19 protein-coding genes are annotated in these 21,492 nt (G+C 63.5%); 9 read left to right on the forward strand and 10 right to left on the reverse strand.

The window, feature by feature from the left end; translation table 11 throughout:
- Positions 1–61: 61 nt before the first annotated feature.
- Entirely contained in the window at positions 62–637 is a 576-nt protein-coding gene (locus LQR33_RS07550) for a class I SAM-dependent methyltransferase (RefSeq protein WP_221668212.1), read from the reverse strand.
- Positions 638–774: 137 nt separating this feature from the next.
- Between LQR33_RS07550 and LQR33_RS07555 the strand changes: the two genes are divergently transcribed.
- Together LQR33_RS07555 and LQR33_RS07560 are read left to right on the forward strand one after the other, a co-directional pair.
- Positions 775–1,251, forward strand: a complete 477-nt coding sequence (locus LQR33_RS07555; protein WP_221668211.1) for a YbaK/prolyl-tRNA synthetase associated domain-containing protein — start codon at positions 775–777, stop codon at positions 1,249–1,251.
- The gene (locus LQR33_RS07560; protein WP_166439004.1) at positions 1,251–1,595 is read left to right on the forward strand and encodes a hypothetical protein; all 345 of its coding nucleotides are present in this window, start codon (positions 1,251–1,253) and stop codon (positions 1,593–1,595) included. The genes LQR33_RS07555 and LQR33_RS07560 overlap by 1 nt, the downstream gene beginning before the upstream one ends.
- A gap of 12 nt (positions 1,596–1,607) precedes the next feature.
- On the opposite strand, the gene LQR33_RS07565 is transcribed toward LQR33_RS07560, so the two are convergent.
- Complete coding sequence (locus tag LQR33_RS07565) at positions 1,608–3,284, reverse strand: SgrR family transcriptional regulator (RefSeq protein WP_231468213.1); 1,677 nt, start codon at positions 3,282–3,284, stop codon at positions 1,608–1,610.
- Positions 3,285–3,374: 90 nt separating this feature from the next.
- On the opposite strand from LQR33_RS07565, the gene LQR33_RS07570 reads away from it, so the two are divergent.
- Positions 3,375–4,580 carry an MFS transporter gene (locus LQR33_RS07570; RefSeq protein WP_231468215.1) on the forward strand — a complete coding sequence of 402 codons (1,206 nt, stop codon included), beginning with the start codon at positions 3,375–3,377 and terminating at the stop codon, positions 4,578–4,580.
- A gap of 69 nt (positions 4,581–4,649) precedes the next feature.
- On the opposite strand, the gene LQR33_RS07575 is transcribed toward LQR33_RS07570, so the two are convergent.
- The 6 genes from LQR33_RS07575 to ccoN form a co-directional block, all read right to left on the reverse strand.
- Complete coding sequence (locus LQR33_RS07575) at positions 4,650–5,183, reverse strand: FixH family protein (RefSeq protein WP_021478129.1); 534 nt, start codon at positions 5,181–5,183, stop codon at positions 4,650–4,652.
- 1 nt (position 5,184) lies between these two features.
- Positions 5,185–6,618 carry a cytochrome c oxidase accessory protein CcoG gene (gene ccoG, locus LQR33_RS07580; protein WP_231468217.1) on the reverse strand — a complete coding sequence of 478 codons (1,434 nt, stop codon included), beginning with the start codon at positions 6,616–6,618 and terminating at the stop codon, positions 5,185–5,187.
- A gap of 122 nt (positions 6,619–6,740) precedes the next feature.
- Entirely contained in the window at positions 6,741–7,670 is a 930-nt protein-coding gene (ccoP, locus tag LQR33_RS07585; protein ID WP_104946330.1) for a cytochrome-c oxidase, cbb3-type subunit III, read from the reverse strand.
- Complete coding sequence (locus LQR33_RS07590; RefSeq protein ID WP_166438999.1) at positions 7,667–7,858, reverse strand: cbb3-type cytochrome oxidase subunit 3; 192 nt, start codon at positions 7,856–7,858, stop codon at positions 7,667–7,669. Before LQR33_RS07590 ends, ccoP begins: the two co-directional genes overlap by 4 nt.
- Before the next feature lie 3 nt (positions 7,859–7,861).
- Positions 7,862–8,476 (reverse strand): cytochrome-c oxidase, cbb3-type subunit II, encoded by a 615-nt coding sequence (gene ccoO, locus LQR33_RS07595; RefSeq protein WP_046157332.1) that lies wholly within the window; start codon positions 8,474–8,476, stop codon positions 7,862–7,864.
- Between the two features lie 15 nt (positions 8,477–8,491).
- Positions 8,492–9,916, reverse strand: coding sequence for a cytochrome-c oxidase, cbb3-type subunit I (gene ccoN, locus LQR33_RS07600; RefSeq protein ID WP_166438998.1), 1,425 nt, complete (start codon positions 9,914–9,916; stop codon positions 8,492–8,494).
- A gap of 458 nt (positions 9,917–10,374) precedes the next feature.
- Here ccoN and LQR33_RS07605 point away from each other — a divergent pair, with 458 nt between their 5' ends.
- Positions 10,375–12,168 (forward strand): M61 family metallopeptidase, encoded by a 1,794-nt coding sequence (locus LQR33_RS07605; protein WP_221668207.1) that lies wholly within the window; start codon positions 10,375–10,377, stop codon positions 12,166–12,168.
- Positions 12,169–12,262: 94 nt separating this feature from the next.
- Entirely contained in the window at positions 12,263–14,881 is a 2,619-nt protein-coding gene (gene pepN, locus LQR33_RS07610) for an aminopeptidase N (RefSeq protein ID WP_221668206.1), read from the forward strand.
- Between the two features lie 72 nt (positions 14,882–14,953).
- Here pepN and LQR33_RS07615 read toward each other — a convergent pair whose 3' ends face one another.
- Both LQR33_RS07615 and LQR33_RS07620 read right to left on the reverse strand, forming a co-directional pair.
- Positions 14,954–15,379 (reverse strand): Hsp20/alpha crystallin family protein, encoded by a 426-nt coding sequence (locus LQR33_RS07615; RefSeq protein ID WP_231468219.1) that lies wholly within the window; start codon positions 15,377–15,379, stop codon positions 14,954–14,956.
- A 116-nt stretch (positions 15,380–15,495) separates the two neighbouring features.
- Complete coding sequence (locus tag LQR33_RS07620) at positions 15,496–17,154, reverse strand: SgrR family transcriptional regulator (RefSeq protein ID WP_231468221.1); 1,659 nt, start codon at positions 17,152–17,154, stop codon at positions 15,496–15,498.
- 122 nt (positions 17,155–17,276) lie between these two features.
- Here LQR33_RS07620 and LQR33_RS07625 point away from each other — a divergent pair, with 122 nt between their 5' ends.
- The 4 genes from LQR33_RS07625 (at position 17,277) to LQR33_RS07640 (ending at position 21,403) form a co-directional block, all read left to right on the forward strand.
- Complete coding sequence (locus LQR33_RS07625; protein WP_231178755.1) at positions 17,277–18,485, forward strand: MFS transporter; 1,209 nt, start codon at positions 17,277–17,279, stop codon at positions 18,483–18,485.
- A 58-nt stretch (positions 18,486–18,543) separates the two neighbouring features.
- A complete protein-coding gene (locus LQR33_RS07630) occupies positions 18,544–19,464 on the forward strand; it encodes an alpha/beta fold hydrolase (RefSeq protein ID WP_166438992.1) in 921 nt (306 codons plus the stop codon).
- A 363-nt stretch (positions 19,465–19,827) separates the two neighbouring features.
- Positions 19,828–20,142: a hypothetical protein gene (locus LQR33_RS07635; RefSeq protein WP_221665140.1), complete on the forward strand. Its 315-nt coding sequence runs from the start codon at positions 19,828–19,830 to the stop codon at positions 20,140–20,142.
- Entirely contained in the window at positions 20,135–21,403 is a 1,269-nt protein-coding gene (locus LQR33_RS07640) for a RidA family protein (RefSeq protein ID WP_166438990.1), read from the forward strand. Before LQR33_RS07635 ends, LQR33_RS07640 begins: the two co-directional genes overlap by 8 nt.
- Positions 21,404–21,492 lie beyond the last annotated feature (89 nt).

Raw genomic sequence — 21,492 nt, forward strand, 5'->3', positions numbered from 1 at the left:
CTTGTGCGGCTGGGCGGCGATGCGCCGGGCAGGTCCCGGATCGGGATGCGTGGAGCGAGCGTCAGCCGGCGAAAGCCGGTTTGCGGATGCGCATCACGAAAGTGCAGTCGCCGATCACGTTGTAGAAGTTCTGCACCGCCAGCGTGATGTCGTCCTCGGTGAGTTGGCCGCCGTTGAAGCGGCTGGCCCAAGGCTCCAGTATCTTCACATCCGACGATTCCAGTGCCCAGTCGACATTCAGATAAATACCCAGCGGCGTGCTGGAGCCGCCTTCCTGGATGCTTTGGCGGTTCAGCTCCTGGTTGAACATTTGCAGGCCCATCGCCGTGATCGGCCGCACATGGGTGGGATCGGCCAGGTAGTTGTCGCTGCGCGGATGCGGCACGGTGATGGTGACGCGGGCATCCGGCGCGCACACCCGGTACAACTCCTTGATGATGGCCAGATAGGTGTCGGTATCGGCGCCCAGATGCTCCAGCACGTGGCTCATCACGATCTCGTCCACCGATCCGTCGGCCCAGGGCCAGGGGAATCGCTCCAGGTCGACCACCTGGTCTGGCTGGCAAGCAGCCTGAGAGTCGACATTAATGAAGCCGGTCCGCTTGTCGTGGCCGCAGCCGAGGTTGAGTTTGAGCATGGGAGGCATGGATGGGGACGAGGCTTGCAGTGTAGAGGTTGGCTGGGTTGGGCAACAAGCGGCATTCGGGGCTTGTCCATCCGCTTTCCGGCCTCATGTTGTTTGGAACGATCCAGTATTTGCGGGAGGCGCTGACCGTGTTTGAACGTTTGCGGAACATATTGGAACAGGGCCAGGCCCGTTTCCGGGTGATAGAGCATCCATCCGAGGGCAATTCGCACAAGGTGGCGGAGATACGCGGCACCGAGGTAGGGCAGGGGGCCAAGGCGATGCTGTGCAAGGTGGCGGACGCGCCTGGCCGGTTCGTGCTGGCGGTGCTGCCCGGCGACGAGCGGGTGGATTTCGCCAAGGTGGCCGCCGCCGTCGGCGCGCGCAAGGTGAAGCTGGCCGACGCGGCCGACGCCGAGGCCGCCACCGGCTGCGTGATCGGCTCCATCCCGCCGTTCAGCTTCGATCCGTCCATCCGGCTGGTGGTCGACCCGCAGCTGTTGGCGCGCTACCGGGAAGTCGCGTTCAACGCCGGCCGGCTGGATGCGTCCATCGTGCTGGACGGCGACGATTACCGGCGTCTGGCGCAACCGCTGCTGGCGGACATCCGCAAGGAGAACGCTTGATGGCTGGCGCGAGCGAGCCGCTGGCCGGCTATGCGCGGGCGATCATGGGCGGAGCCGGCGCGGAGCGCATCGTCGGCCGCGAGGATAGGCAGGACAGCTGGCGCGAGGCCGATTGCGAGGTGACGCTGCGGGAGCGCGTGTACCGTTTCGACAACGGCGTGGCGATCCGCCGCAGCATCGAGGTGGACGATTACCCCAGCGAACTGGCCTGCGCCGAGAGCTGGATCACCTATGAAGTGCTGGAGCTGGGCAGCTCGCCGGGCATCGAGCCGATGAGCAAAAGCTTCGACAACGGCTGCCGCGAGGCTTTCTGGCTGCGTTATCACTCGGACGCCGCCATCTGAGCCAGGGCTTGCTCAGAGCGGGGGAGCCAGCCACGCTTTGCCGAAGTCCATCCAGCCGCACTGCGCCAGCGTGACGCCCCGCAGCTGCGGCGCGAATTCCATCGTCTGGACATGATGCCGCAGCGGAATCAGGCTGGCTTCCTCCACCAGCGTTCGCGCCAGCGCTTCGTAGCCTTGCCAGCGCCGCTCCGCGTCCGGTTCCATCGCCAGTCTTCTTTCCGTTAGCCGGATTTTTTGTCGAGTCCCTTCTTCCAGCCAATGGCGGTAGCCGGCATCCTGGCACAGCCATTGGTAGACGCCGAAATCCACATCGTCGGCCATCACTTCGCCGGTCAGCAGCAGGTCCGCGTCGTCCAGCCAGTCGTAGCGGGCGAAATCGGGATAGGACATGACGGTCAGCGCGATCCGGCTGCCAATGTCGCGCAAGCGGCGCGCCACAGCCTCGGCCAGCTCGATATGGGCCGGCAGTTGGTAGGTGACCAGCCGCAGCGTCGGCGGCAGGCGCGGGGGCTGCGGCTGGACGGGCGCCGGGCGGTGCCGCCATTGCGGCAGCATGCCCAGCGCCGGTTCGCCGGCAAGCGCGGCTTGCCAGACGGTTGGGTGCAGCCAGTCGGCCAGCGCCCGCCGTTGCACGGCATCCAGCCGGGCCGGGTTCGCGGCCAGATAGCTGCAGCCGGCCTCCAGTTGGTACAGCGATGGCCGGACGGCAGGCTCATCCGGGTGGCAGAAGCGGGCATCCAGCCGCGCCCGCACGTCGGGGTCGTCGACGACCCATATGTCCACCGTGTCCAGCAACGGCCTTTCCTTCCAGTGGCGGTCGAAGGCGCGCAGCGTGGCGCGGTAGTCGTTATTGACCTCCAGCTTGAATGCGCCGGTGCCGATGGGGAGGTGGCCGAAGTCCGTTTGCGGCCAGCAATCGCGGGGCAGGATGGAGGAGGCGCTGTCGGCCAGCCGCCGCGGCAGCAGCGCGTCGGAGTGTTTCAGACGGATGTCGACGGTCAGCGGCGCGGGCAGGCTGGCGTCTTCCAGATGGGACAGCAAGCTTTGGTGCGGACCGGCCTCGTCGCGCAGCCGCAGCAGGGTCTGGCGGACGTCTTCGCCATCCAGCGCTCGGCCATGATGGAAGGCGACGTGGGAGCGCAGATGGAAGCGCCAGTTCCGCCATGCGCCGTCATGGCTCCAGTGGTGGGCCAGCGCCGGGACGATTTCCCCCTGGGCGCGGTCGTAGCGGGTCAGGCCGTCGAAGATCTGGCGGATCAGGTGGCATTCGGTGCGGCGATTGATCCGGACCGGGTCCAGGCTGTGCAACGGCCGGTAGAAGGGCAGGCGCAGCGTTTGCGGTTGGGCCGGCGGGACGCCGAGATAGGCGGGCAGCAGCTCGGCCACTTGGCGGCGCGCGGCCGCGGGCAGCAAGCGCATCGCCTTTTCGATGTCGCCATCGGCCAGATGGCCGCGCACCGCGTCCATCTCCAGCTGGCCGGCCGGCGCAAGCAGGCTCAGCCGCGACGCATGGCCGCGCCCCAGCCCCGGCTGCCATCGCAGCCAGCCGTTTGCCGCCATGCTCTGCATCAGTTCGCGGGCATGGCGCGGGCTGCAATGCAGGGCGGCGGCGATGTCGGCCAGCCGCGCCGGGCCGTCGTGCGCGGGGAGGGCTTGGCTCAGGCGCTGGTAGTGTTGGAGCAGGCGCATAAAAGGGGAGGAATGGTTTTAAAATGTTCCATTTTTGTCTCCGCTTTTGTGCCGGATACTGCCGCTTCTGTCAAATGTCATGGAGCGCGCATGTCCGCGGTTTCTTCCTCTTCCTTGTGGCGGCAGCCGGTGTTTACCGGCCTGTTCGCTTCCACCGCGCTGCTGGCGCTGGGCGGCCAGATTTACCAGTTGGCGCTGCCGATGATCCTGTACGAGCTGACGCATTCCTTGGCGGCGATGAGCAATCTGCGCGCGGTGGAGTTCCTGCCCAATCTGCTGTTGGCGGCCTTCATCGGCGTGTGGGTGGACCGGGTGTGCCGCCGCAGCTGGGCGCAGCGGGCCTTGCTGGCGATGGCCGCATTGCTGGGCGTCTGCGCGCTGGCGCTGGCCGGCGGCGGAATGGCCGCGTGGCTGTTCTATCCGCTGACTTTCTGCGTGATGCTGTGCAACTACGTGACCGCTATCTGCCGGATGGCTCTGGTGAAGGAGAGCGTGCCGGCGGCGCAGCTGGTGCAGGCCAATGGCTATCTGGGCAGCTTGTTCGACGTGTTCGCCGTCAGCGGCCCGATGTTGTCCGGCCTGCTGATCGCCTGGGCCAGCCCGCACTGGAGCCTGGGCGCGCCGGCGCTGATGTTTTTATTGTCCTCGTTGCTGATGGCCAGAGTGCCGGCGCTAGCGCCGCGGGGGAGCGGCGAGCGGCGTTTCTTGGCGGAGCTGGCTACTGGCTGGCGGACGCTGCGCGGCAATTCGGCGCTGTGGCAACTGAGCTGGGTGGTGGTGCTGGCTAATGGCGCGGCCGGCGTGGCCGAGGTGTTGTTCCTGTTCCGCGCCCGCGACCAGCTGGGTTTTTCTCCAGGGCAACTGGGGCTGCTGTTCGGCTGCGCCGGCGCGGGCGGCATTGCGGCCGGCTTGTGCGTGGCGCGAGCGCGGAGGGCGCTGGGACTGGGGCGGATGATCTGTCTGGCCCTGCTGCTGGAGGCGGCCGGCATGGCGGCGCAGGCTTTGTTGAGCGAGATGCCGTGGCTGGCGGGCGCGATGGCGCTGCAGAGCTTTGTCGTGGTGTGCGGCAATGTCGGCGTGTGGAGCTACCGGCAGGAAGCGACGCCGGCGGCGCTGATCGGCCGCGTGTCAGGGCTGACCGGCTCCTTGTTCAAGCTGCTGATGCCGTTGGCGCTGGTTTTGGGCGGCGTGTTGTCGGCCGGCATGCCGCTGCGGGACTTGATGCTGGCGACGGCGGCGTGGCAGGCGGGCGCGGGCGCGCTTGCCTGGCTCAGCCGGGTGAGGGCGGTGGCGTAGTTCGGGGGGCGGCCAGGCAAAGAAAACGGCCCGCGCGTGGGCCGTTTTGATAGGGGTCGAGTTTGGCGCTCAGTGCTCGACCGGTTCCAGATGCGGCTGGCCCAGCATCGCCATCTGCCCGGAGCCCGGCTTCCATTCGCCCTGGATCCGCCATTTCTTGTCATGGTCTTCCAACTGTACGTACCAGTGGTTGGCGTTGACCGGGATCTTGGGCAGGATGCCCTGGTACAGATTGGGACCGGCCATGGTCATCACGGCGGACAGGTCGTAATCGTCCTGGGCCGGGTGGATCATGTTCAAGGACAGGGTGTCGGGCAGCTTGACCTTGCTGCTTGTGACCAAGCGCAGGCTGCGGCCGTCGCTGCCGAACATCAGCTGGGCGGACAGGCCCATTTGCGCCGCGGCCTTGTCGCGCCGCAGCTCCATATTGATCGCCTTACCCTTCTTGTAATAGTCGTCGGTGACCAGGCCGTCGTCGGACTTGATCGCCGCCATCAGGAAAAAGATGCCGACGACGACGGACACCGCCGGCAGGCCGAACAATATCCAGGGCCAGGGTTCCTTGTACCAGGGGCGGGACGGGTGGTGGGCGGTGTGCTGCATGTCATTCTCCGATGAAGCTGGATTTTTCTTCTACCCGCAGCGAGGGATCGCCGGCGGATTCTACGATGAAGCGGATCGGGTGGCTGCCCTTGGTCGCGTACTGCGGATCGGCTTCCACGTGCACGGTTGCGCTGTCGGTGGCGGCGGCGGGAATGGCCACCAGCGGCGTTTCGGTCTTGACCTTGATGTCGGGCAGGCCTTCGGCGGTGATCCGGAATTGCTGCGGACGTTCCGTGGTGTTGATGATCTTGATGATGTAGGTGTTTTCCAGCCAGCCTTCGTCGGTCTCGCGCACCAGCGAGGCGCGGTCGCGCAGGATGTCCACCTTGAACGGCTTGCGCATCGCCAGCGAGGTGACGGCGGCGATGATCACCGCGCTCAGCACCAGGATGTACAGCACCACGCGGGGCCGCTTCAGCCGCGACGCGATTTCCTTTTCCGGGTACTTGCCTTCCAGCGCGTTCTCGGTGGTGTAGCGGATCAGGCCGCGCGGATAGCCCATCTTGTCCATCACTTCGTCGCAGGCGTCGATGCAGGCGGCGCAGCCTATGCATTCGTATTGCAGGCCGTTGCGGATGTCGATGCCCACCGGGCACACCTGCACGCAGATGCTGCAGTTAATGCAGGAGCCCAGGCCTTGCTCCTTGGGGTCAGATCCCTTCTTGCGCGCGCCGCGTGGCTCGCCGCGGGCCTCGTCGTAGGAGATGATCAGCGTGTCGGCGTCGAACATCACGCTCTGGAAGCGGGCGTACGGGCACATGTACTTGCACACCTGCTCGCGCATGAAGCCAGCGAACAGATAGGTGAAGCCGCCGTAGAAGAACATCCAGAACGTCTCCCACGGACCGTAGCCGAAGCTGGGCAGCGCTGCGATCAGGCTGCGAATCGGCGTGAAATAGCCTACCAGCGTGAAGCCGGTCCACAGCGAGAAGACGATCATGATGAAGTGCTTGGCGGTTTTCAACCTGAGCTTGCGCATGCTCATCGGCGCGGCGTCCAGCTTGATGCGCTTGTTGCGGTCGCCCTCCACCCATTGCTCTATCCACAGCATGATCTCGGTGTACACCGTCTGCGGACAGGAATAGCCGCACCACAGCCGGCCGGCGATGGTGGTCCAGGTGAACAGGCCGAAGGCGCAGCACATCAACAGCGCGGCGAGATAGACGAAGTCCTGCGGCCAGACGGTGAGGCCGAACAGGTAGAACTTGCGATCGGCCAGATCGAACAGCACCGCCTGGCGGCCGTCCCATTGCAGCCAGGGCAGGCCCAGGTAGACCAGCTGGGTGCCGAGCACGAACAGGATGCGGAGGTTGTTGAACATGCCTTTGGCGGCACGGACGTAGATTTTCTGGTGGGATTCGTACAGCGAGACGGTTTCGTTGTCCTGGCCGGCGCCTTCAACCTTGATCGGGATTTTCTTCAGCGATTCGGACATGTCGTTTTCCTGAAGAGGGTTTGGTGAAACTCACCGGTCGATGCGCTCTACCAAAGCCTCTGGGTGGGGGAGAGGCGAAGCGCGCCGCCCGCGCGGGGCGGACGGCGCGCCGGGCAAGGCGCTTACTGCTGCGCCTTGGGGTTGTTGGACAGGCTCCAGACGTAGGCGGCCAGCAGGTGTACCTTGCCTTCGCCGAGGAAATCCTTCCAGGCCGGCATCTGGCCGTTGCGGCCGTTGGTGATGGTCTCGATGATAGCCTTCTCGGTGCCGCCGTACAGCCAGCTGCCCGACGGATGGGTCAGGTTGGGCGCGCCCAGTTGCTGGTTGCCTTTGCCGTCCGGTCCGTGGCAGGTGGCGCATACCGCGGCGAAGGTTTCCTTGCCTCGGGCCGCGCGCTCCGCGTCGAACTTCTTCTTGTGTTCGGACAGCGACATCACGTAGTTGGCCACATCCTTGACCTTCTCCTCGCCGAAGGCCGCGCCCCAGGCTGGCATCTGGCCATGGCGGCCATTCAGAATGGTGGTCTTGATGGTGTCCGGCTCGCCGCCGTAGATCCAGTCATGGCTCACCAGATTGGGGAAGCCCTTGGCGCCGCGGGCATCCGCGCCGTGGCACTGCACACAGTAGGTCTGGAACAGGCGACGGCCCATTTCCTGGGCTTTGGGATCGGCGGCGACCGACTTCATATCCTGCTTCAGGTACTTGTCGTACAGCGGCTGGTATTTTTGCTCAGCGGCCTTGCTCTCGGCCTTGTACTGGTCGATCTGGGTCCAGCCGAAAGCGCCCTTGTAGTCGCCCAGGCCCGGGTACAGCACCAGGTAGACCACGCCGAAGATCAATGTGATGTAGAACATCAGCATCCACCAGCGCGGCAGCGGGTTGTTGTACTCGGCCAAGTCGCCATCCCAGATGTGGCCGGTGATGTCGACTTCTTCGCCCTTTTTGACCGTGGTCTTGGATTGGGTGAACACCAGCAGCGTCAAGCCGATGATGCCGCCCAGTACGATCACGATAATCCAGATATTCCAGAAACCGCTTGTGAATTGACTCATTTTCTTGCTCCGTGGGCAGCCTCGTCGTGCGGGGCTTCCTCTACCTTGTCGTCGTCCAGGAAGGGCAGGTTGGCCGCCTCCTCGTACCGGTTCTTGGAGCGTTTGCTGTAGGCCATGATCAACACCATGATGAAGAACGCGAAGCAGACCACGGTGAACAGCGAACGCCCGAAAGTGACCCAGTCCATGGCTTAGCGCCTATTCTTCACGGCAAGGCCCAGGCCCTGCAGGTAGGCGACGACGGCGTCCTGCTCGGATTTGCCTTCCACTTGAGACTTCGCCTCGGCGATGTCTTTGTCGGTATAGGGCACGCCGACCAGGCGCAGGGCTTCCATCTTCTTCGGCACCACATCGGCGTCGGCTAGGTTCTTGGACAGCCACGGGAAGGCCGGCATGTTCGACTCCGGCACCACGTCGCGCGGGTTGTTCAAGTGCACGCGGTGCCATTCGTCGGAATAGCGGCCGCCGACGCGGGCGAGGTCGGGGCCGGTGCGCTTGGAGCCCCACAGGAACGGGTGGTCGTACACGGATTCGCCGGCCACGGAGTAATGGCCGTAACGTTCGGTTTCGGCACGGAACGGGCGGATCATCTGGGTGTGGCAGGTGGTGCAGCCTTCGCGGATATAGATGTCGCGGCCAGCCAGCTGCAGGGCGGTGAACGGCTTGACGCCGGCCACCGGTTCGGTCACGGATTTCTGGAACGCGAGCGGCAGGATTTCCACCAGGCCGGCCACGCTGACCACCAACAGGGTCAGCACGATCAGCCAGCCTACATGCTCTTCAATCAGTTTCTGGATTCTGTCCATGATTATTCTCGCCTGTTAATGTGCTTCTGCGGTGATGGCCGGGATCTTGGCATCGACGGCGCGGCCTGCGACGACGGTGCGGTAGGTGTTGTAAGCCATCAACAGCATGCCGGAGAGGTACAGGAAGCCGCCCAGCAGACGCACCGTGTGGTACGGGTAGGTGGCTTTCACCGCCTCGACGAAGGCGTAGGTCAGGGTGCCGTCCGGGTTCAACGCGCGCCACATCAGGCCTTGCATCACGCCGGAGATCCACAGCGCGGCGATGTAGAGCACCACGCCGACGGTGGCCAGCCAGAAGTGGGCCTCGATCAGCTTGACGCTGTGCATGGTTTCGCGGCCGAACAGGCGCGGGATCAGGTAGTACATGGAACCGATGGTGATGAAGCCCACCCAGCCCAGCGCGCCGGAGTGCACGTGGCCGATGGTCCAGTCGGTGTAGTGGGACAAGGCGTTGACGGTCTTGATCGACATCATCGGGCCTTCGAAGGTGGACATGCCGTAGAACGACAGCGATACCACCAGGAACTTCAGCACCGGGTCGGTGCGCAGCTTATGCCAGGCGCCGGACAGGGTCATGATGCCGTTGATCATGCCGCCCCAGGACGGCGCAAGCAGGATCAGGGAAAACACCATGCCGACGGACTGGGTCCAGTCGGGCAGCGCGGTGTAGTGCAGGTGGTGCGGACCGGCCCACATATAGGTGAAGATCAGCGCCCAGAAGTGCACCACCGACAGACGGTAGGAATATACCGGACGGCCTGCCTGCTTGGGAACGAAGTAGTACATCATGCCGAGGAAGGCCGCGGTCAGGAAGAAGCCCACCGCGTTGTGGCCGTACCACCACTGCACCATCGCGTCGACGGCGCCGGAGTACACCGAATAGGATTTCCACATGGTCACCGGCACGAAGGCGGAGTTGACGATGTGCAACAGCGCCACGGCCAGGATGAAGGCGCCGTAGAACCAGTTGGCCACGTAGATGTGCTTGACCTTGCGGATGGCGATGGTGCCGAAGAACACGATCGCGTAAATCACCCAGATCACGGCGATCAGCAGTTTGATCGGCCATTCCAGCTCAGCGTATTCCTTGGAGGTGGTGAAGCCGAGCGGCAGCGTGATGGCCGCCAGCACGATCACCAGCTGCCAGCCCCAGAAGGTGATAGCGGCCAGCTTGTCGGAAATCAGTCTGACGTTACAGGTACGTTGCACCACGTAGTAGGAGGTGGCGAACAGACCGCAGCCGCCAAAGGCGAAGATGACGGCGTTGGTGTGCAAGGGGCGCAGGCGGCCAAAGTGGAACCAGGGCCCGAAATTGAGCTCCGGCCACACTAACTGGGCCGCAATGATGACGCCCACCAACATGCCGACTATGCCCCAAACTACGGTCATGATGGCAAATTGGCGCACCACCTTATAGTTATAAGTGGATTGCGTTTCCATTTAAGGTTTTCTCCAAGGTTGCTAACTCAGAACATGACAAACCGAGGCGGCTTGAACTTTTCAACCTCATCCCAATCTGGAAATAGGAAAGCAAGCCGCGGGGAACCGTGTAGTGAAAGTCGAATCAGGTGCTTGACCTGTACCGATAGGCTTTGATGTCTGTATTAGCAGTTTGCCGGCCTTTTCGATAGCACCAAATTTCCACGTATCCAATGCCGTTATTCTAAATCAAATGCCTTATGCGAGCCAGTTGCATAGTCGGCTTGGATCGGTTCTTGTCTGTCCCAATTCTCGCGGTATTACGAGGGTAGCGATACGAATAGTACATGTTGCTACGCATGCAATTGTATTGTCGTATTGGTATGACTTCTTGACATGGATCAATACGCCACGAGGACAACCGCCGAAATCGCGGAAATGCTAAAATCATCAAGTTTTGCAACGCTTGCAGGCCGATCATGACCCAATCCGTCCCAGTACATTACACGCTGCGCCCGGTGTCGCCGGATGCGCATCTGTTCGAGGCAACCGTCACAGTCACGCACCCGGCCAAGGATGGCCAGGTGTTTTTTTTGCCGGCATGGATTCCCGGCAGTTATATGATCCGTGAATTTTCCAAGCACATCGTCGAGATGGAGGCCCGCGCCGGCGGCAAACCGGTGGCGCTGCGGCAGCTGGAAAAGAACCGCTGGCAGGCGGCGCCGGCAAAAGGTGCGCTGACGCTGCGCTATCTGGTTTACGCGTTCGACCTGTCGGTGCGCGGCGCCTATCTGGATGGCGAGCGCGGCTTCTTCAACGGCACCAGTGTGTTCCTCGCGGTGGAAGGCTATGAGGGCGAGCCCTGCGCCGTGGACATCCACGAGCCGGAAGGCAAGGTCTACGCCGGTTGGAAAGTGGCGACCAGCCTGCCTGCCGTCGACGTCAAGAAAAAGAGCGGCTTCGGCGCTTACCAGGCATCCAATTACGATGAGCTGATCGACCACCCGGTGGAAATGGGCGAGTTCCAAAAGGTCAGCTTCAAGGCTTGCGGCGTGCCGCACGAGTTTGTCGTTTCCGGCCGGTTCCAGGGCGATCTGAAGCGATTGGCCGAAGACACCAAAAAGATTTGCGAATACCAGATCAAGCTGTTCGGCGAGCCGGCCCCGTTCGATCGCTACGTGTTCATGCTGTTCGTCGGCAAGGACATCTATGGCGGCCTGGAGCACCGCGCGTCCACCGCGCTGGTGGCCAATCGCGACGATTTGCCCGCGCCTGGCGCGACCGATATCGGCGACGGCTACCTGAAGCTGCTGGGCCTGATCAGCCACGAGTACTTCCATAGCTGGAACGTTAAGCGGATGAAGCCGGCGGCGTTCACGCCCTATGACCTGAACCGCGAAGGCATGACTCGGTTGCTGTGGGCATTCGAAGGCATCACTTCTTATTACGACGACCTGACCCTGGTTCGCTGCGGCCTGATCGACGAGAAGCGCTACCTGGGCCTGCTGGCCGAAACCATCACCAGCGTGCAACGCGGCGCGGGTCGCCTCAAGCAGACGCTAGAGCAGTCCAGCTTCGAGGCCTGGACCAAGTACTACCGCCAGGACGAGAACAGTCCCAACAGCATCGTCAGCTACTACACCAAGGGTTCGCTGGCCGCGCTGGCGCTGGATCTGCTGATCCGCCGCGACAGCAAGGGCAAGCAGTCGCTGGACGACGTGATGCGCGCGTTGTGGAGCAAGTGGCTGGCCGACGGCAAGGGCCTGGAAGAGGACGAGTGGGAAAAGATCGCGATCGAAACCACCGGCCTCAAGCTCAAGCCCTTCTTCGACTTAGCGCTGCGCAGCACCCAGGACCTGCCGTTGGCCGAGCTGCTGAAGAGCCAAGGCGTGGAACTGAAATTCGAGGCCGCACAGGGCGCGTCCGACCGCGGCGGCGTGGTGGACGCCTTCGCCGGCAAGCCGGCGCCGCTGACGCTGGGCGTCAAGGCCGCGGCCGACGCCGTCGGGGTCAAGCTGGTTCAGGTGCTGGACGGCGGCGCGGCGCAACAGGCCGGCCTGTCCGGCGGCGACGTGGTGGTGGCGGTGGACAAGCTCCGAGCCTACGATTTGGACAAGCAACTTGTCCGCCTGTCTGCGGGTGACAAGATCAAGCTGCACGCCTTCCGCCGCGACGAACTGATGACGTTCGACGTCGCGCCGCAGGCCGCGCCGGAGGACACCTGCCGCCTCAAGTTGGAAGCCGACGGCGGCAAATGGATTGCAGGCCGCTGACAGAACGGCTGATTTCGACCAGGAGCGGCGCTTACCGGGCGCCGCGCCGTCTATGAAAGAGACCGGCCACGAGCCGGACCGCAAGGAGACACGAATGGCTCAACAGCCGGAAGTGAAGTACCGCAAGGATTATCAGGCCCCCGCTTTTCTGATCGACCGCGTCGATCTGGTGTTCGACATCGAGGACGAATCCACCCGCGTGCAGTCGCGGCTGGTGGTGACCCGCAACGGCGAATCCGCCGAGCGTGACCTGAAGCTGGACGGCAGTGCCAAGCTGGTGGCGGTGCTGCTGGACGGCGAGAAGCTGGACGAAACCCGCTACGGCCTGGCCGATGACGTGCTGACCGTGAGCCAGGTGCCTGACAGCTTCATCCTGGAAGTGGAAACTGAGCTCGAACCGGCTGCCAATACCAGCCTCATGGGCCTGTACGCGTCCAGCGGCAACCTGTTCACCCAGTGCGAGCCGGAAGGCTTCCGCAAGATCACCTACTACCTGGACCGTCCGGACGTGATGGCCAAGTTCACCACCACCATCAAGGCCGACAAGCAGAAGTACCCGGTGCTGCTGTCCAATGGCAACAAGGTGGGCGAGGGCATGGTGGACAAGAAGCGCCACTGGGTTAAGTGGGTAGACCCGTATCGCAAGCCGTCCTATCTGTTCGCGCTGGTGGCCGGCAAGCTGGTGGCCTTGCGCGACAAGTTTGTGACCATGCGCGGCCGCGAAGTGGCGCTGGAAATCTGGACCGAGCCCGCCGACCAGGACAAGACCGCGCACGCGATGGAGTCGGTCAAGCATTCGATGAAGTGGGACGAGGAGCGCTTCGGCCTGGAATACGACCTGGACATCTACATGATCGTCGCGGTCGGCGACTTCAATATGGGCGCGATGGAGAACAAGGGCCTCAACATCTTCAACACCAAGTACGTGCTGGCGCGCCAGGACACCGCCACCGACGCCGACTTCGAAGGCATCGAGGCGGTGATCGGCCACGAATACTTCCACAACTGGACCGGCAACCGCGTCACCTGCCGCGACTGGTTCCAGCTGAGCCTGAAGGAAGGCCTGACCGTCTATCGCGACCAAGAGTTCAGCGCCGACATCTACAGCCGCGCGGTGAAGCGCATCGAGGACGTCAAGGGCCTGCGCATGGCGCAGTTCCCGGAAGACGCCGGCCCGACCGCGCACCCGATCCGCCCGGACAGCTATATCGAGATGAACAACTTCTACACCATGACCGTGTACGAGAAGGGCGCGGAAGTGGTGCGGATGTATGAGACGCTGCTGGGCCGCGACGGTTTCCGCAAGGGCATGGATCTGTACTTCAAGCGCCATGACGGCCAAGCCGTCACCTGCGACGACTTCCGCGCCGCGATGGCCGACGCCAACGACGTCGACTTGTCGCAGTTCGCGCTGTGGTACAGCCAGGCCGGCACGCCGCGGCTGGCCGTTTCCTCCAGCTACAATCCGGCCGAGCGAAGCTACACGCTGACCGTCAAGCAGAGCTGCCCGGCCACGCCGGGCCAGCAGGCCAAGCTGCCGTTCCACATCCCGCTGGCGCTGGGCCTGATGGGCGCGGACGGCCAGGACCTGCCGCTGCGCCTGAAGGGCGAGGCGGAGGCCGTCGGGGCCTCGCGCGTGCTGGACGTCAAGGCCGCCGAGCAGAGCTTCACCTTCGTCGACATCCCGGCCGAGCCGGTGCCGTCGCTGCTGCGCGGCTTCTCCGCGCCGGTGAAGCTGGAATACGACTGGCGCGACGACCAGCTGGTGTTCCTGATGGCCAACGACAGCGACAGCTTCTGCCGCTGGGAAGCCGGCCAGATCTTCGCCGAGCGCCTGTTCAAGCAGTTGCTGGACGACGCGGCCGCCGGCCGCGGGCTCAAGCTGTCGGAAACCTTCATCGGCGCCTTCCGCGCGGTGTTGAAGGACCATAGCCTGGATCCGGCGTTCAAGGCGCTGATGCTGAATCTGCCGAGCGAGGGCGAGATTCTGGAAATGGTGGACGTGGCCGATCCGGCGGCGATCCACCTGGTGCGCGAATTCGTGCTGGACCAGCTGGCGCAGGCGCTGCGCGGCGAATGGCGCGAGGCTTACGAGCTCAGCCTCACCCGCGACTACAAGCCGCAGGATTCCGGCAAGCGCAGCCTTAAGAACCGCGCGCTGTGGATGCTGAACCGCCTGGACGACGCCTGGCCGGCCGAGATGGCCGCCAAGCAGTTCCGCGACGCGGACAATATGACCGACCAGATGGGCGCGCTGCTGGCGCTGCGCGACCGCGACGGCCAGGAGCGAGACGATTGCTTCACCGATTTCGCTTCTCGTTGGCAGAACGAGGCGCTGGTGATGGACAAGTTCTTCACCTTGATCGGCGGCAGCCAGCTGGACGGCACGCTGCAGCGGGTGGAGGCGGCGCTGCATCACCCGGCGTTCAGCATCCGCAATCCGAACAAGGTGCGCTCGCTGCTGGGCGCTTTCGGCGCCAATCTGCACCACTTCCATGCCGGCGACGGCAGCGGCTACCGTTTCATGGCCGACCGCATCCTGGAGCTGGACGCCATCAATCCGCAGGGCGCCAGCGGCCTGACCCGCGCCTTCCGCCGGATGCAGAAGCTGGAGCCTGGCCGGCAGGCGCTGATGCGCGCCGAGCTGGAGCGGATGGCCAAGGCCGAGCTGTCCAAGGACGTGTACGAGATCGTTTCCAAGATCCTGGCCTGATTCGCGTCATCGCCAGTGAAAACGCGCCGGGAGACCGGCGCGTTTTTTATTGCCGCGGGGCCGAGGCTGAGCTTATTCGATCCGCAGCCGCTGGCCGGCGCCGCCGCTGCGGCGCTTCGGCAGCGTCAGGCTCAGCACGCCGTTTTCATACCGGGCGCTGGCGGTTTCGCGGTCGATGTCCTGCGGCAGCTGGAAGCTGCGCGACACCAGGCCGTAGTAACGCTCGCTGCGCAGCGGACGTTCGTCTTTGCCTTGCTGGTCGAACTGTTTGATCTCGGCTTTGATCGTCACCAGCGCGCCGTCGATGTCGACGTGGATGTCTTCCTTGCCGACGCCCGGCAATTCGGCTTCCACCTGATAGGCGTCGCCGGTTTCCTTCACATCCATCTTGATCTGCGCCGGCAGCGCGTCGCCGTGCAGCGGCTTGACGAGGAACCCCGGGGTGAAATCGCGGAAAAACTCGTCAAACAGGCTATGGTGGGCAGGTAGCATGCTCATTTGCTTCTCCTTTCAGTTCATGGGCTTACGGCGGATTCGCCGTCCTGTGGATGAAGATGAGGCGCATCTCCGCGGTTTCAAGCGGCGGAGCGCGTTCTGACTTGACGCGCGTCAACTCAGCCGCGCAGCCACAGGCCGGCGAAGTCGGTCCAGCCGTTGCCGCCCAGCTGCAAGCCGGCCAACTGCGGGCTGGCGTCGTGGCCCAGGGTCTCGTGCGACAGCGGCAGCATCCAGCCTTCGGCCACCAGCCAGTCGCCGGCGCGGCGGTAGCCGTCCTGGCGCGCGGCGAATTCCGGTTCCGCCTGCAGGCTGCGCATGTCCCGGGCCAAGCGGGCGGCGGCGTCGGGCGCCAGTCCCAGTTGCAGCGTGCTGCAGCCGCTCAGCCATTCGAACATGCCGTAGTCGCGGTCGTCGTGCAGCAGTTCGCTGCACAGGATCAGGTCGGCGCGGTCGCGCCAGGCGGCGCTGTCGAAGAATTCGCGTCGGGACAGGCTATGGATGTCGAGCTCGACGCCCTGTTGCGCGAGCCGCTGCGCCAGCGCGGCGGCCAGCGGCGGGAAGCAGGGCAGATCGTAATGGAACAGCGTCAGCCGCGCGCCATCCAGCCGAGGCGGCGGAACCGGCGCCGGGCGCGGATGGCGCCAGCCCGGCTGCAGCCCCAGCGCCGGCGCGCGTTCATCGCAATCGGCCACCGGATGCGGCTCGGCCAGGAAGCGCATCAGCGGCAGCCGTTGCCCGGCCGCCACGCGGACGCTGCGCGGCGACAGCAGCAGATAGGTGCAGGCCGACTGCTGCATGGTGGCGCCGCGCTGATTGCCGTATTCCAGTCGCAGGTGGAAGTCCTGTTCGGCCGGGGAAGGGATGATCCACAGCTCGATCGAGTCCAGCAGCGCGCGCTCGCGGTAGTGTTGGTCGAACGCGGCCAGCTTCAGCCGCTGCGGGCTGCTCAGCTCGACGCGGAACGGCCCGCTGCCCACCGGCATGCGCTCGAAATCCGCGCCGCGCCGCATCGGCACGATGGACGAGTTGGCGGTCGCCAGCCGCTGCGGCCACAGCTGGTCGGCTTCGGACAGCCGGCAGCTGAACGACAGCGCGTCATGGACGTCGATCTGCCGCAGATGGCCGTACAGCGAGTGGTAGGGATTATCCGGCTGTTTGAGCCTGAGCAGGCTGGCGGCCGCGGTTTCGGCGTCCAGCGCTCCGCCGTCGTGGAAGCGCAGGCTGGGACGCAGCCAGAATCGCCAGTTCCGGCCCGCCGCGTCAGCCTCCCAATGGTGGGCCAACGCCGGTCGCAACTCCTGGCCCAGGCGGTCGTGGCGGCACAGCCGATCGAAAATCTGCCGCACCAGGTGGGACTCCAGCCGGGAGTTGACGTGCTGCGGGTCCAGCGTCAGCGGTGGGTGCGGAATGGGAATGCGCAGGCTGCGTCCGCTGTCGCCGGCGCCCAGGTGCTGCGGCAGGGCGGCCAGCAGCCGCTGCTGCCTGGACGGTTCCAGCCGGGAGAAAGCCTGCTCCAGCTGGCCTCGCGCCAGCATGCCTTGCAACTGCTGCCACTCCAGCTCGTCCGGCCGCTGCAGCAGCCTGAGCGTGGAGCGGTGGCCGCGTCCGCGGCCAGCCCGCCATTCCAGCCAGCCCAGTTCGCGCATTCTGGCCAGCTGCAGCCGCGCGTTGCGTTCGCCGCATCGCCATAACTCGGCCAGCTGCGGCAGGCCGGGCTGGGCCGGAGCGTCGCCGTAGGCCAGGTAGAGTTGCTGGTATTGCTGCTGCAGGCGCATCGGGTCTCCTGTTGGGATGGGCAGGATAAAAGCGGAAGTATTTATTCTGGATTGTATCCATTTTTACATTCCGCTTTATCGGCAATACTGCAGCGGTTCCCTTTGCTTTACAAGGTGTTGTCGTGGATCTGCGTTCTTCCGTGGTGCGGCGCGTGCTGCTGTCTTCTTTTTTGTTGTCCCTGTCGCGGGCGGTGATCTCGCCGCTCTTGGTGCTGGCGCTGGGCAAGCAATTGCAGTTGTCGGTGCAGGCCACCGGCACGCTGCTGGCGGCGGTGCTGCTGGGGTCCGCCTTGTTCGGACTGTATGGCGGCTACTGGCTGGACCGGCTGCCGAGGGGGCCGGCCCTGCGCGGCGCGGCGGTGCTGATGGGCGCGGGCGGCGTGTTGCTGCCTTACGGCCACAGCTACGCGACGGTGGTGACGGCGCTGGCGGCGGGCGAGCTGGCGATGGTGGTGTACAGCATCGCGGTGAAGGCGATACTCAGCGACGTGGTGTCCGAGCAGTGGCGCAGCAAGGCGTTTTCTATGCGCTACACGCTGGCCAACGTGGCCTGGGCGTTGGGGCCCATGCTGTGCGCCGGCATGTTGTTCTGGCACGAGACGGCGCCTTATTGGCTGGGCGGCCTGCTTGCGCTGGCGGGCCTCGCGGCGCAGCCCCAACTGCCGGAGAGGCGGCATGATCCCGCGGCGCTGCCCGACGGTTTCGCCGCCACGCTGCGCACTTTGGCCGGCGACCGGGTGCTGGTGTGGTTCACCCTCAGCAGCTTGTTGGCCTATGTGGTGTACGGCCGTTTTTCCGGCTATTTGCCGCTGTTCCTGCTGACGCGGATGGACGAGGCCGAGGCGATGCGCTGGATGTCGGCGCTGATCAGCTGCAACGCGGTGGTGGTGGTGCTGCTGCAATATCCGCTGGGCCGGCTGTTGAAGCCGAATCGTTTGATGCGGGCGATCGTCGGCGGATTTCTGCTGATCGGCGCCGGCATGCTGTGGCTGGGCAGCGTGGACAGCCTGCCGCTGATGTGCGCGGCGATCGCGCTGTTCACTCTGGGCGAGATCGTACTGGTGCCGGCCGAATACCTGTACATCGACGCCATCGCGCCGGACGCGCTGAAGGGCAGCTATTACGGCGCGCAGAATCTGGCTTCGCTGGGCGGCGCGCTGGGGCCGGCGATGGTGGGCGTGCTGCTGTCGCATGGGCCGTCCTGGGTGGTGTTCGCCATATTGGCGCTGCTGTGCGTGGCTGGCGCGGGGCTGGCGCTCTACAGCGAGCGGCTGCGTTTGCGGCAGGACGGCGCGCGAACGGCTTTTCCTTTGCCGGGTTCTTTGTCATGATCAAGCGTTTGCTTGAATTGCCGCGCAGACGGCGATGGCATCGGCCAGCGAGGAAAATATGGAGAAACTGCAGCAGGATTTATGGGTGCCGGTCGGAGACGGCGAGCGTTTGTATCTGAAGCGCATCTGCGGCCGCGAAGGCGGCGCGCCGGTGCTGATGGCGCATGGCGTGATGGCCAACGGCCGCACCTTTTATACCGAATCAGGCAAGGGCCTGGCCCACTTCCTGGCCGACGCCGGCTACGACGTGTACGCAGCCGACCTGCGCGGCCGGGGCCGCAGCACGCCCAAGATCGGCCCGCATTCCCGCCACGGCCAGACCGAGACCATTTGCGAAGACCTGCCGGCGCTGCATGACTTCGTCCGCAGGAAAAGCGGCGGCCAGCAGGTGCACTGGATCGCCCATTCATGGGGCGGCGTGCACATGACCAGCTGCCTGGTTCGCTTCCCGGAAATCGCCGCCCAGGTGGCGAGCGTGGTGTATTTCGGCTCCAAACGCAGCGTGCGGGTGCGCAATCTGAACAAACTGATCGAAGTGGACTTCATGTGGTGCACCGCCGCGCGCTGGCTGATCAAGGCTTGCGGCTATCTGCCGGCGCGGCGCATCCGGCTGGGCGCCGACGATGAGAGCGACAAGAGCCATTTGCAGAGCAAGCTGTGGGCCCAGCCCAGGCCGTGGGTGGACAGCGACGATGGCTTCGATTACGCGGTGGCGGCGGAGACCGGCCATTTGCCGCCGATTCTATACTTCGCCGCGGCCAATGACCCCTGCCGCGGCCATCCGGAAGACGTGCGCCGCTTTCGCGACGAATCCGGGCCGCATTTGTCGCGCCTGCATTTGCTGGGGCGTCGGGCCGGCCATCTGCACGACTACAACCACGTGTCGCTGCTGACCCACCCGGATGCGCCGCGCGACCACTTCCCATTGGCGCTGGACTGGCTGGCGGGGCGCTACGACGCGGTGGCGGAGAATTATTGAGCCGGCTTGGCTGGGTGGATGGCTGGGTCTTGGATTTCAGCGCCCATTCTGCATTTTTTGCGTGAGAGAGGCCGCATGGATGCCATGCGGCCTCTCAAGTATTTTTAGCTGCGCCACCGCGCCACGCGCGAGCGGCTTTCCCCGGCTGGCGAGTCATGGCCGCGCGCTAATTTATAACTCGGCCTCTCATTTAAAAACGTGATAAACAACTAATCATTTGGCGCCGAATATTGTCGATGTTGATCATTGTCAAATCCAGCTTCTGTGGAATATGTTTGATCTTGCAATTTTAAAGAGCAGGTGTGAATAAAAAGGCAGTGTGAAGTATTAGCATTAAAGAGCAGTTTTAGTTGAATATGCGACATGATGGATGGCTATGTCCTGTGGCGGCGGCCTTTTACTCAATTCGAATTGATTCTTTACGCCTTGTTTTATGGTCGAGCCGTATTGACAGACCAGGGCGATAAACCGATAAAATCCAGAATCTTGATTGCATTGCTTCCATTTCTCGCGATTTCGGCCTTGATTGGTTTTCGCTTTTGCCAAGGCTTTATCTTGTTGTGGAACGGATTAAATAATGGTAATGCCAATGGAGCGGCGGTTGTCGATGGCGAAGCGATATATATTCGGCCATGCCGCGGATTAATTCGAACGAAACAGGTATACCATCATGAGTAGCTTCAACGCGGTACTGGCAAGGAATTCGGAAAAGGCGCCAAATGGAATGGGGCGGTATTCCCAAACGGTAGCCTTCTCGCACTACAACAATTTGTCGGCTCAGTTGCCGGTGGATCCCGCGACGGGGCGCTTGGTGGCCGGCGGAGTGAAAGAACAGGCCGAAAGATGCTTCAAAAATATCCAGGAAATTATAAAAAGCATCGGCCATGAGATGAGCGATGTGGTGAGGATCACCATTTTTCTGCAAGATATCTCCGACATGGATGCGGTCAATGCGGTGTATTCCGCCTTCTTCCCGGATTATGTTCCTACCTTGACGACTGTCGCGGTCGCGGCTTTGCCGATGGGAGCCTTGTTGCAGGTGGAGGCTCTGCTTTCCAATGGCGAGGGCACGATTCCCAATGCGCCGCAGGCTGGCGATCTGGTTAAGGTCGCAAGCGATAGCCGCAATGCGCCGACCAGCCATTTGTCTACCCAATCGGTAGCCTTTTCCCATTACAACAATATCTCGGCTCAGTTGCCGATTGATCCTGAATCCGGAAAACTGGTCGCCGGCGGCGCAAGAGAGCAGGCAGTTCAGTGCTTGAAGAATATCCGGGCGATTCTGGAAAATATCGCAGTGCCGTTTGACGATATTGTCAAAGTCAATATTTTCCTTAAAAACCTGTCGGATATCGAATCGGTAAACGAAGCTTATCGCGCGTTCTTCCCGGATTCGGCCATCGCCAGGGCCGTGGCCTATGTTCCGGCGCGCACGGTAGTGGAAGCCACGCTGCCTATGGACGCTTTGGTGCAAATTGAAGCGGTGGTGTCGCATGGGGACGGCACGCCGCCGCAAGCGGTTGAAGACAGGCACGGCATCGTGATCAACGCGCATAACACTGACAACGCTCCCCGCTGCCCGCTTTCTACGCAAACGGTGGCGTTCTCCCATTACAACCATCTTTCCGCTCAATTGCCTTTGCATCCGGAGACGGATGAAATGGTGGCCGGCGGCGTGAAAGAGCAGGCCGCGCAGTGCTTGAACAACATCAAGGCCATCGTGGAGAGCATAGGCCACGCGATGGGCGATGTGGTCAAGGTCAATGTTTTCCTTAAAAACATCGCGGATATGGATGCGGTGGACGAGGTTTACGCCACCTTCTTCCCGGGCGGCGTTCCCGCGCGGCGGGTGGTGGGCGTTGGCGCCTTGCCTCGCGGCGCGATGATACAAATCGATGCCGTGGTGGCGAATGCCGAGGGCACGCCTCCGAAAGCATAAACAGTCGTTTTTTTGGCTAAAGAGAGCGGGATTATTTCCGCTCTCTTTTTGCATTGCCCGCGCAGAGCCTGCCCAAGGCTGGCCTGCCC

This window comes from Chromobacterium piscinae (assembly GCF_021129175.1).
In the GTDB taxonomy this organism is placed as follows: Bacteria; Pseudomonadota; Gammaproteobacteria; order Burkholderiales; family Chromobacteriaceae; genus Chromobacterium; species Chromobacterium piscinae.

What these genes read in the sequence shown, in the direction of transcription:
- LQR33_RS07575 (WP_021478129.1), bottom strand. Translation starts at nt 5,183, where the DNA reads ATGCAGCACACCGCCCACCACCCGTCCCGCCCCTGGTACAAGGAACCC.
- pepN (WP_221668206.1), top strand. Translation starts at nt 12,263, where the DNA reads ATGGCTCAACAGCCGGAAGTGAAGTACCGCAAGGATTATCAGGCCCCC.
- LQR33_RS07630 (WP_166438992.1), top strand. Translation starts at nt 18,544, where the DNA reads ATGGAGAAACTGCAGCAGGATTTATGGGTGCCGGTCGGAGACGGCGAG.
- ccoG (WP_231468217.1), bottom strand. Translation starts at nt 6,618, where the DNA reads ATGTCCGAATCGCTGAAGAAAATCCCGATCAAGGTTGAAGGCGCCGGC.
- LQR33_RS07570 (WP_231468215.1), top strand. Translation starts at nt 3,375, where the DNA reads ATGTCCGCGGTTTCTTCCTCTTCCTTGTGGCGGCAGCCGGTGTTTACC.
- LQR33_RS07640 (WP_166438990.1), top strand. Translation starts at nt 20,135, where the DNA reads ATGAGTAGCTTCAACGCGGTACTGGCAAGGAATTCGGAAAAGGCGCCA.
- LQR33_RS07615 (WP_231468219.1), bottom strand. Translation starts at nt 15,379, where the DNA reads ATGAGCATGCTACCTGCCCACCATAGCCTGTTTGACGAGTTTTTCCGC.
- LQR33_RS07550 (WP_221668212.1), bottom strand. Translation starts at nt 637, where the DNA reads ATGCTCAAACTCAACCTCGGCTGCGGCCACGACAAGCGGACCGGCTTC.
- LQR33_RS07605 (WP_221668207.1), top strand. Translation starts at nt 10,375, where the DNA reads ATGACCCAATCCGTCCCAGTACATTACACGCTGCGCCCGGTGTCGCCG.
- ccoN (WP_166438998.1), bottom strand. Translation starts at nt 9,916, where the DNA reads ATGGAAACGCAATCCACTTATAACTATAAGGTGGTGCGCCAATTTGCC.
- ccoO (WP_046157332.1), bottom strand. Translation starts at nt 8,476, where the DNA reads ATGGACAGAATCCAGAAACTGATTGAAGAGCATGTAGGCTGGCTGATC.
- LQR33_RS07565 (WP_231468213.1), bottom strand. Translation starts at nt 3,284, where the DNA reads ATGCGCCTGCTCCAACACTACCAGCGCCTGAGCCAAGCCCTCCCCGCG.
- LQR33_RS07620 (WP_231468221.1), bottom strand. Translation starts at nt 17,154, where the DNA reads ATGCGCCTGCAGCAGCAATACCAGCAACTCTACCTGGCCTACGGCGAC.
- LQR33_RS07560 (WP_166439004.1), top strand. Translation starts at nt 1,251, where the DNA reads ATGGCTGGCGCGAGCGAGCCGCTGGCCGGCTATGCGCGGGCGATCATG.
- ccoP (WP_104946330.1), bottom strand. Translation starts at nt 7,670, where the DNA reads ATGAGTCAATTCACAAGCGGTTTCTGGAATATCTGGATTATCGTGATC.
- LQR33_RS07635 (WP_221665140.1), top strand. Translation starts at nt 19,828, where the DNA reads ATGATGGATGGCTATGTCCTGTGGCGGCGGCCTTTTACTCAATTCGAA.
- LQR33_RS07590 (WP_166438999.1), bottom strand. Translation starts at nt 7,858, where the DNA reads ATGGACTGGGTCACTTTCGGGCGTTCGCTGTTCACCGTGGTCTGCTTC.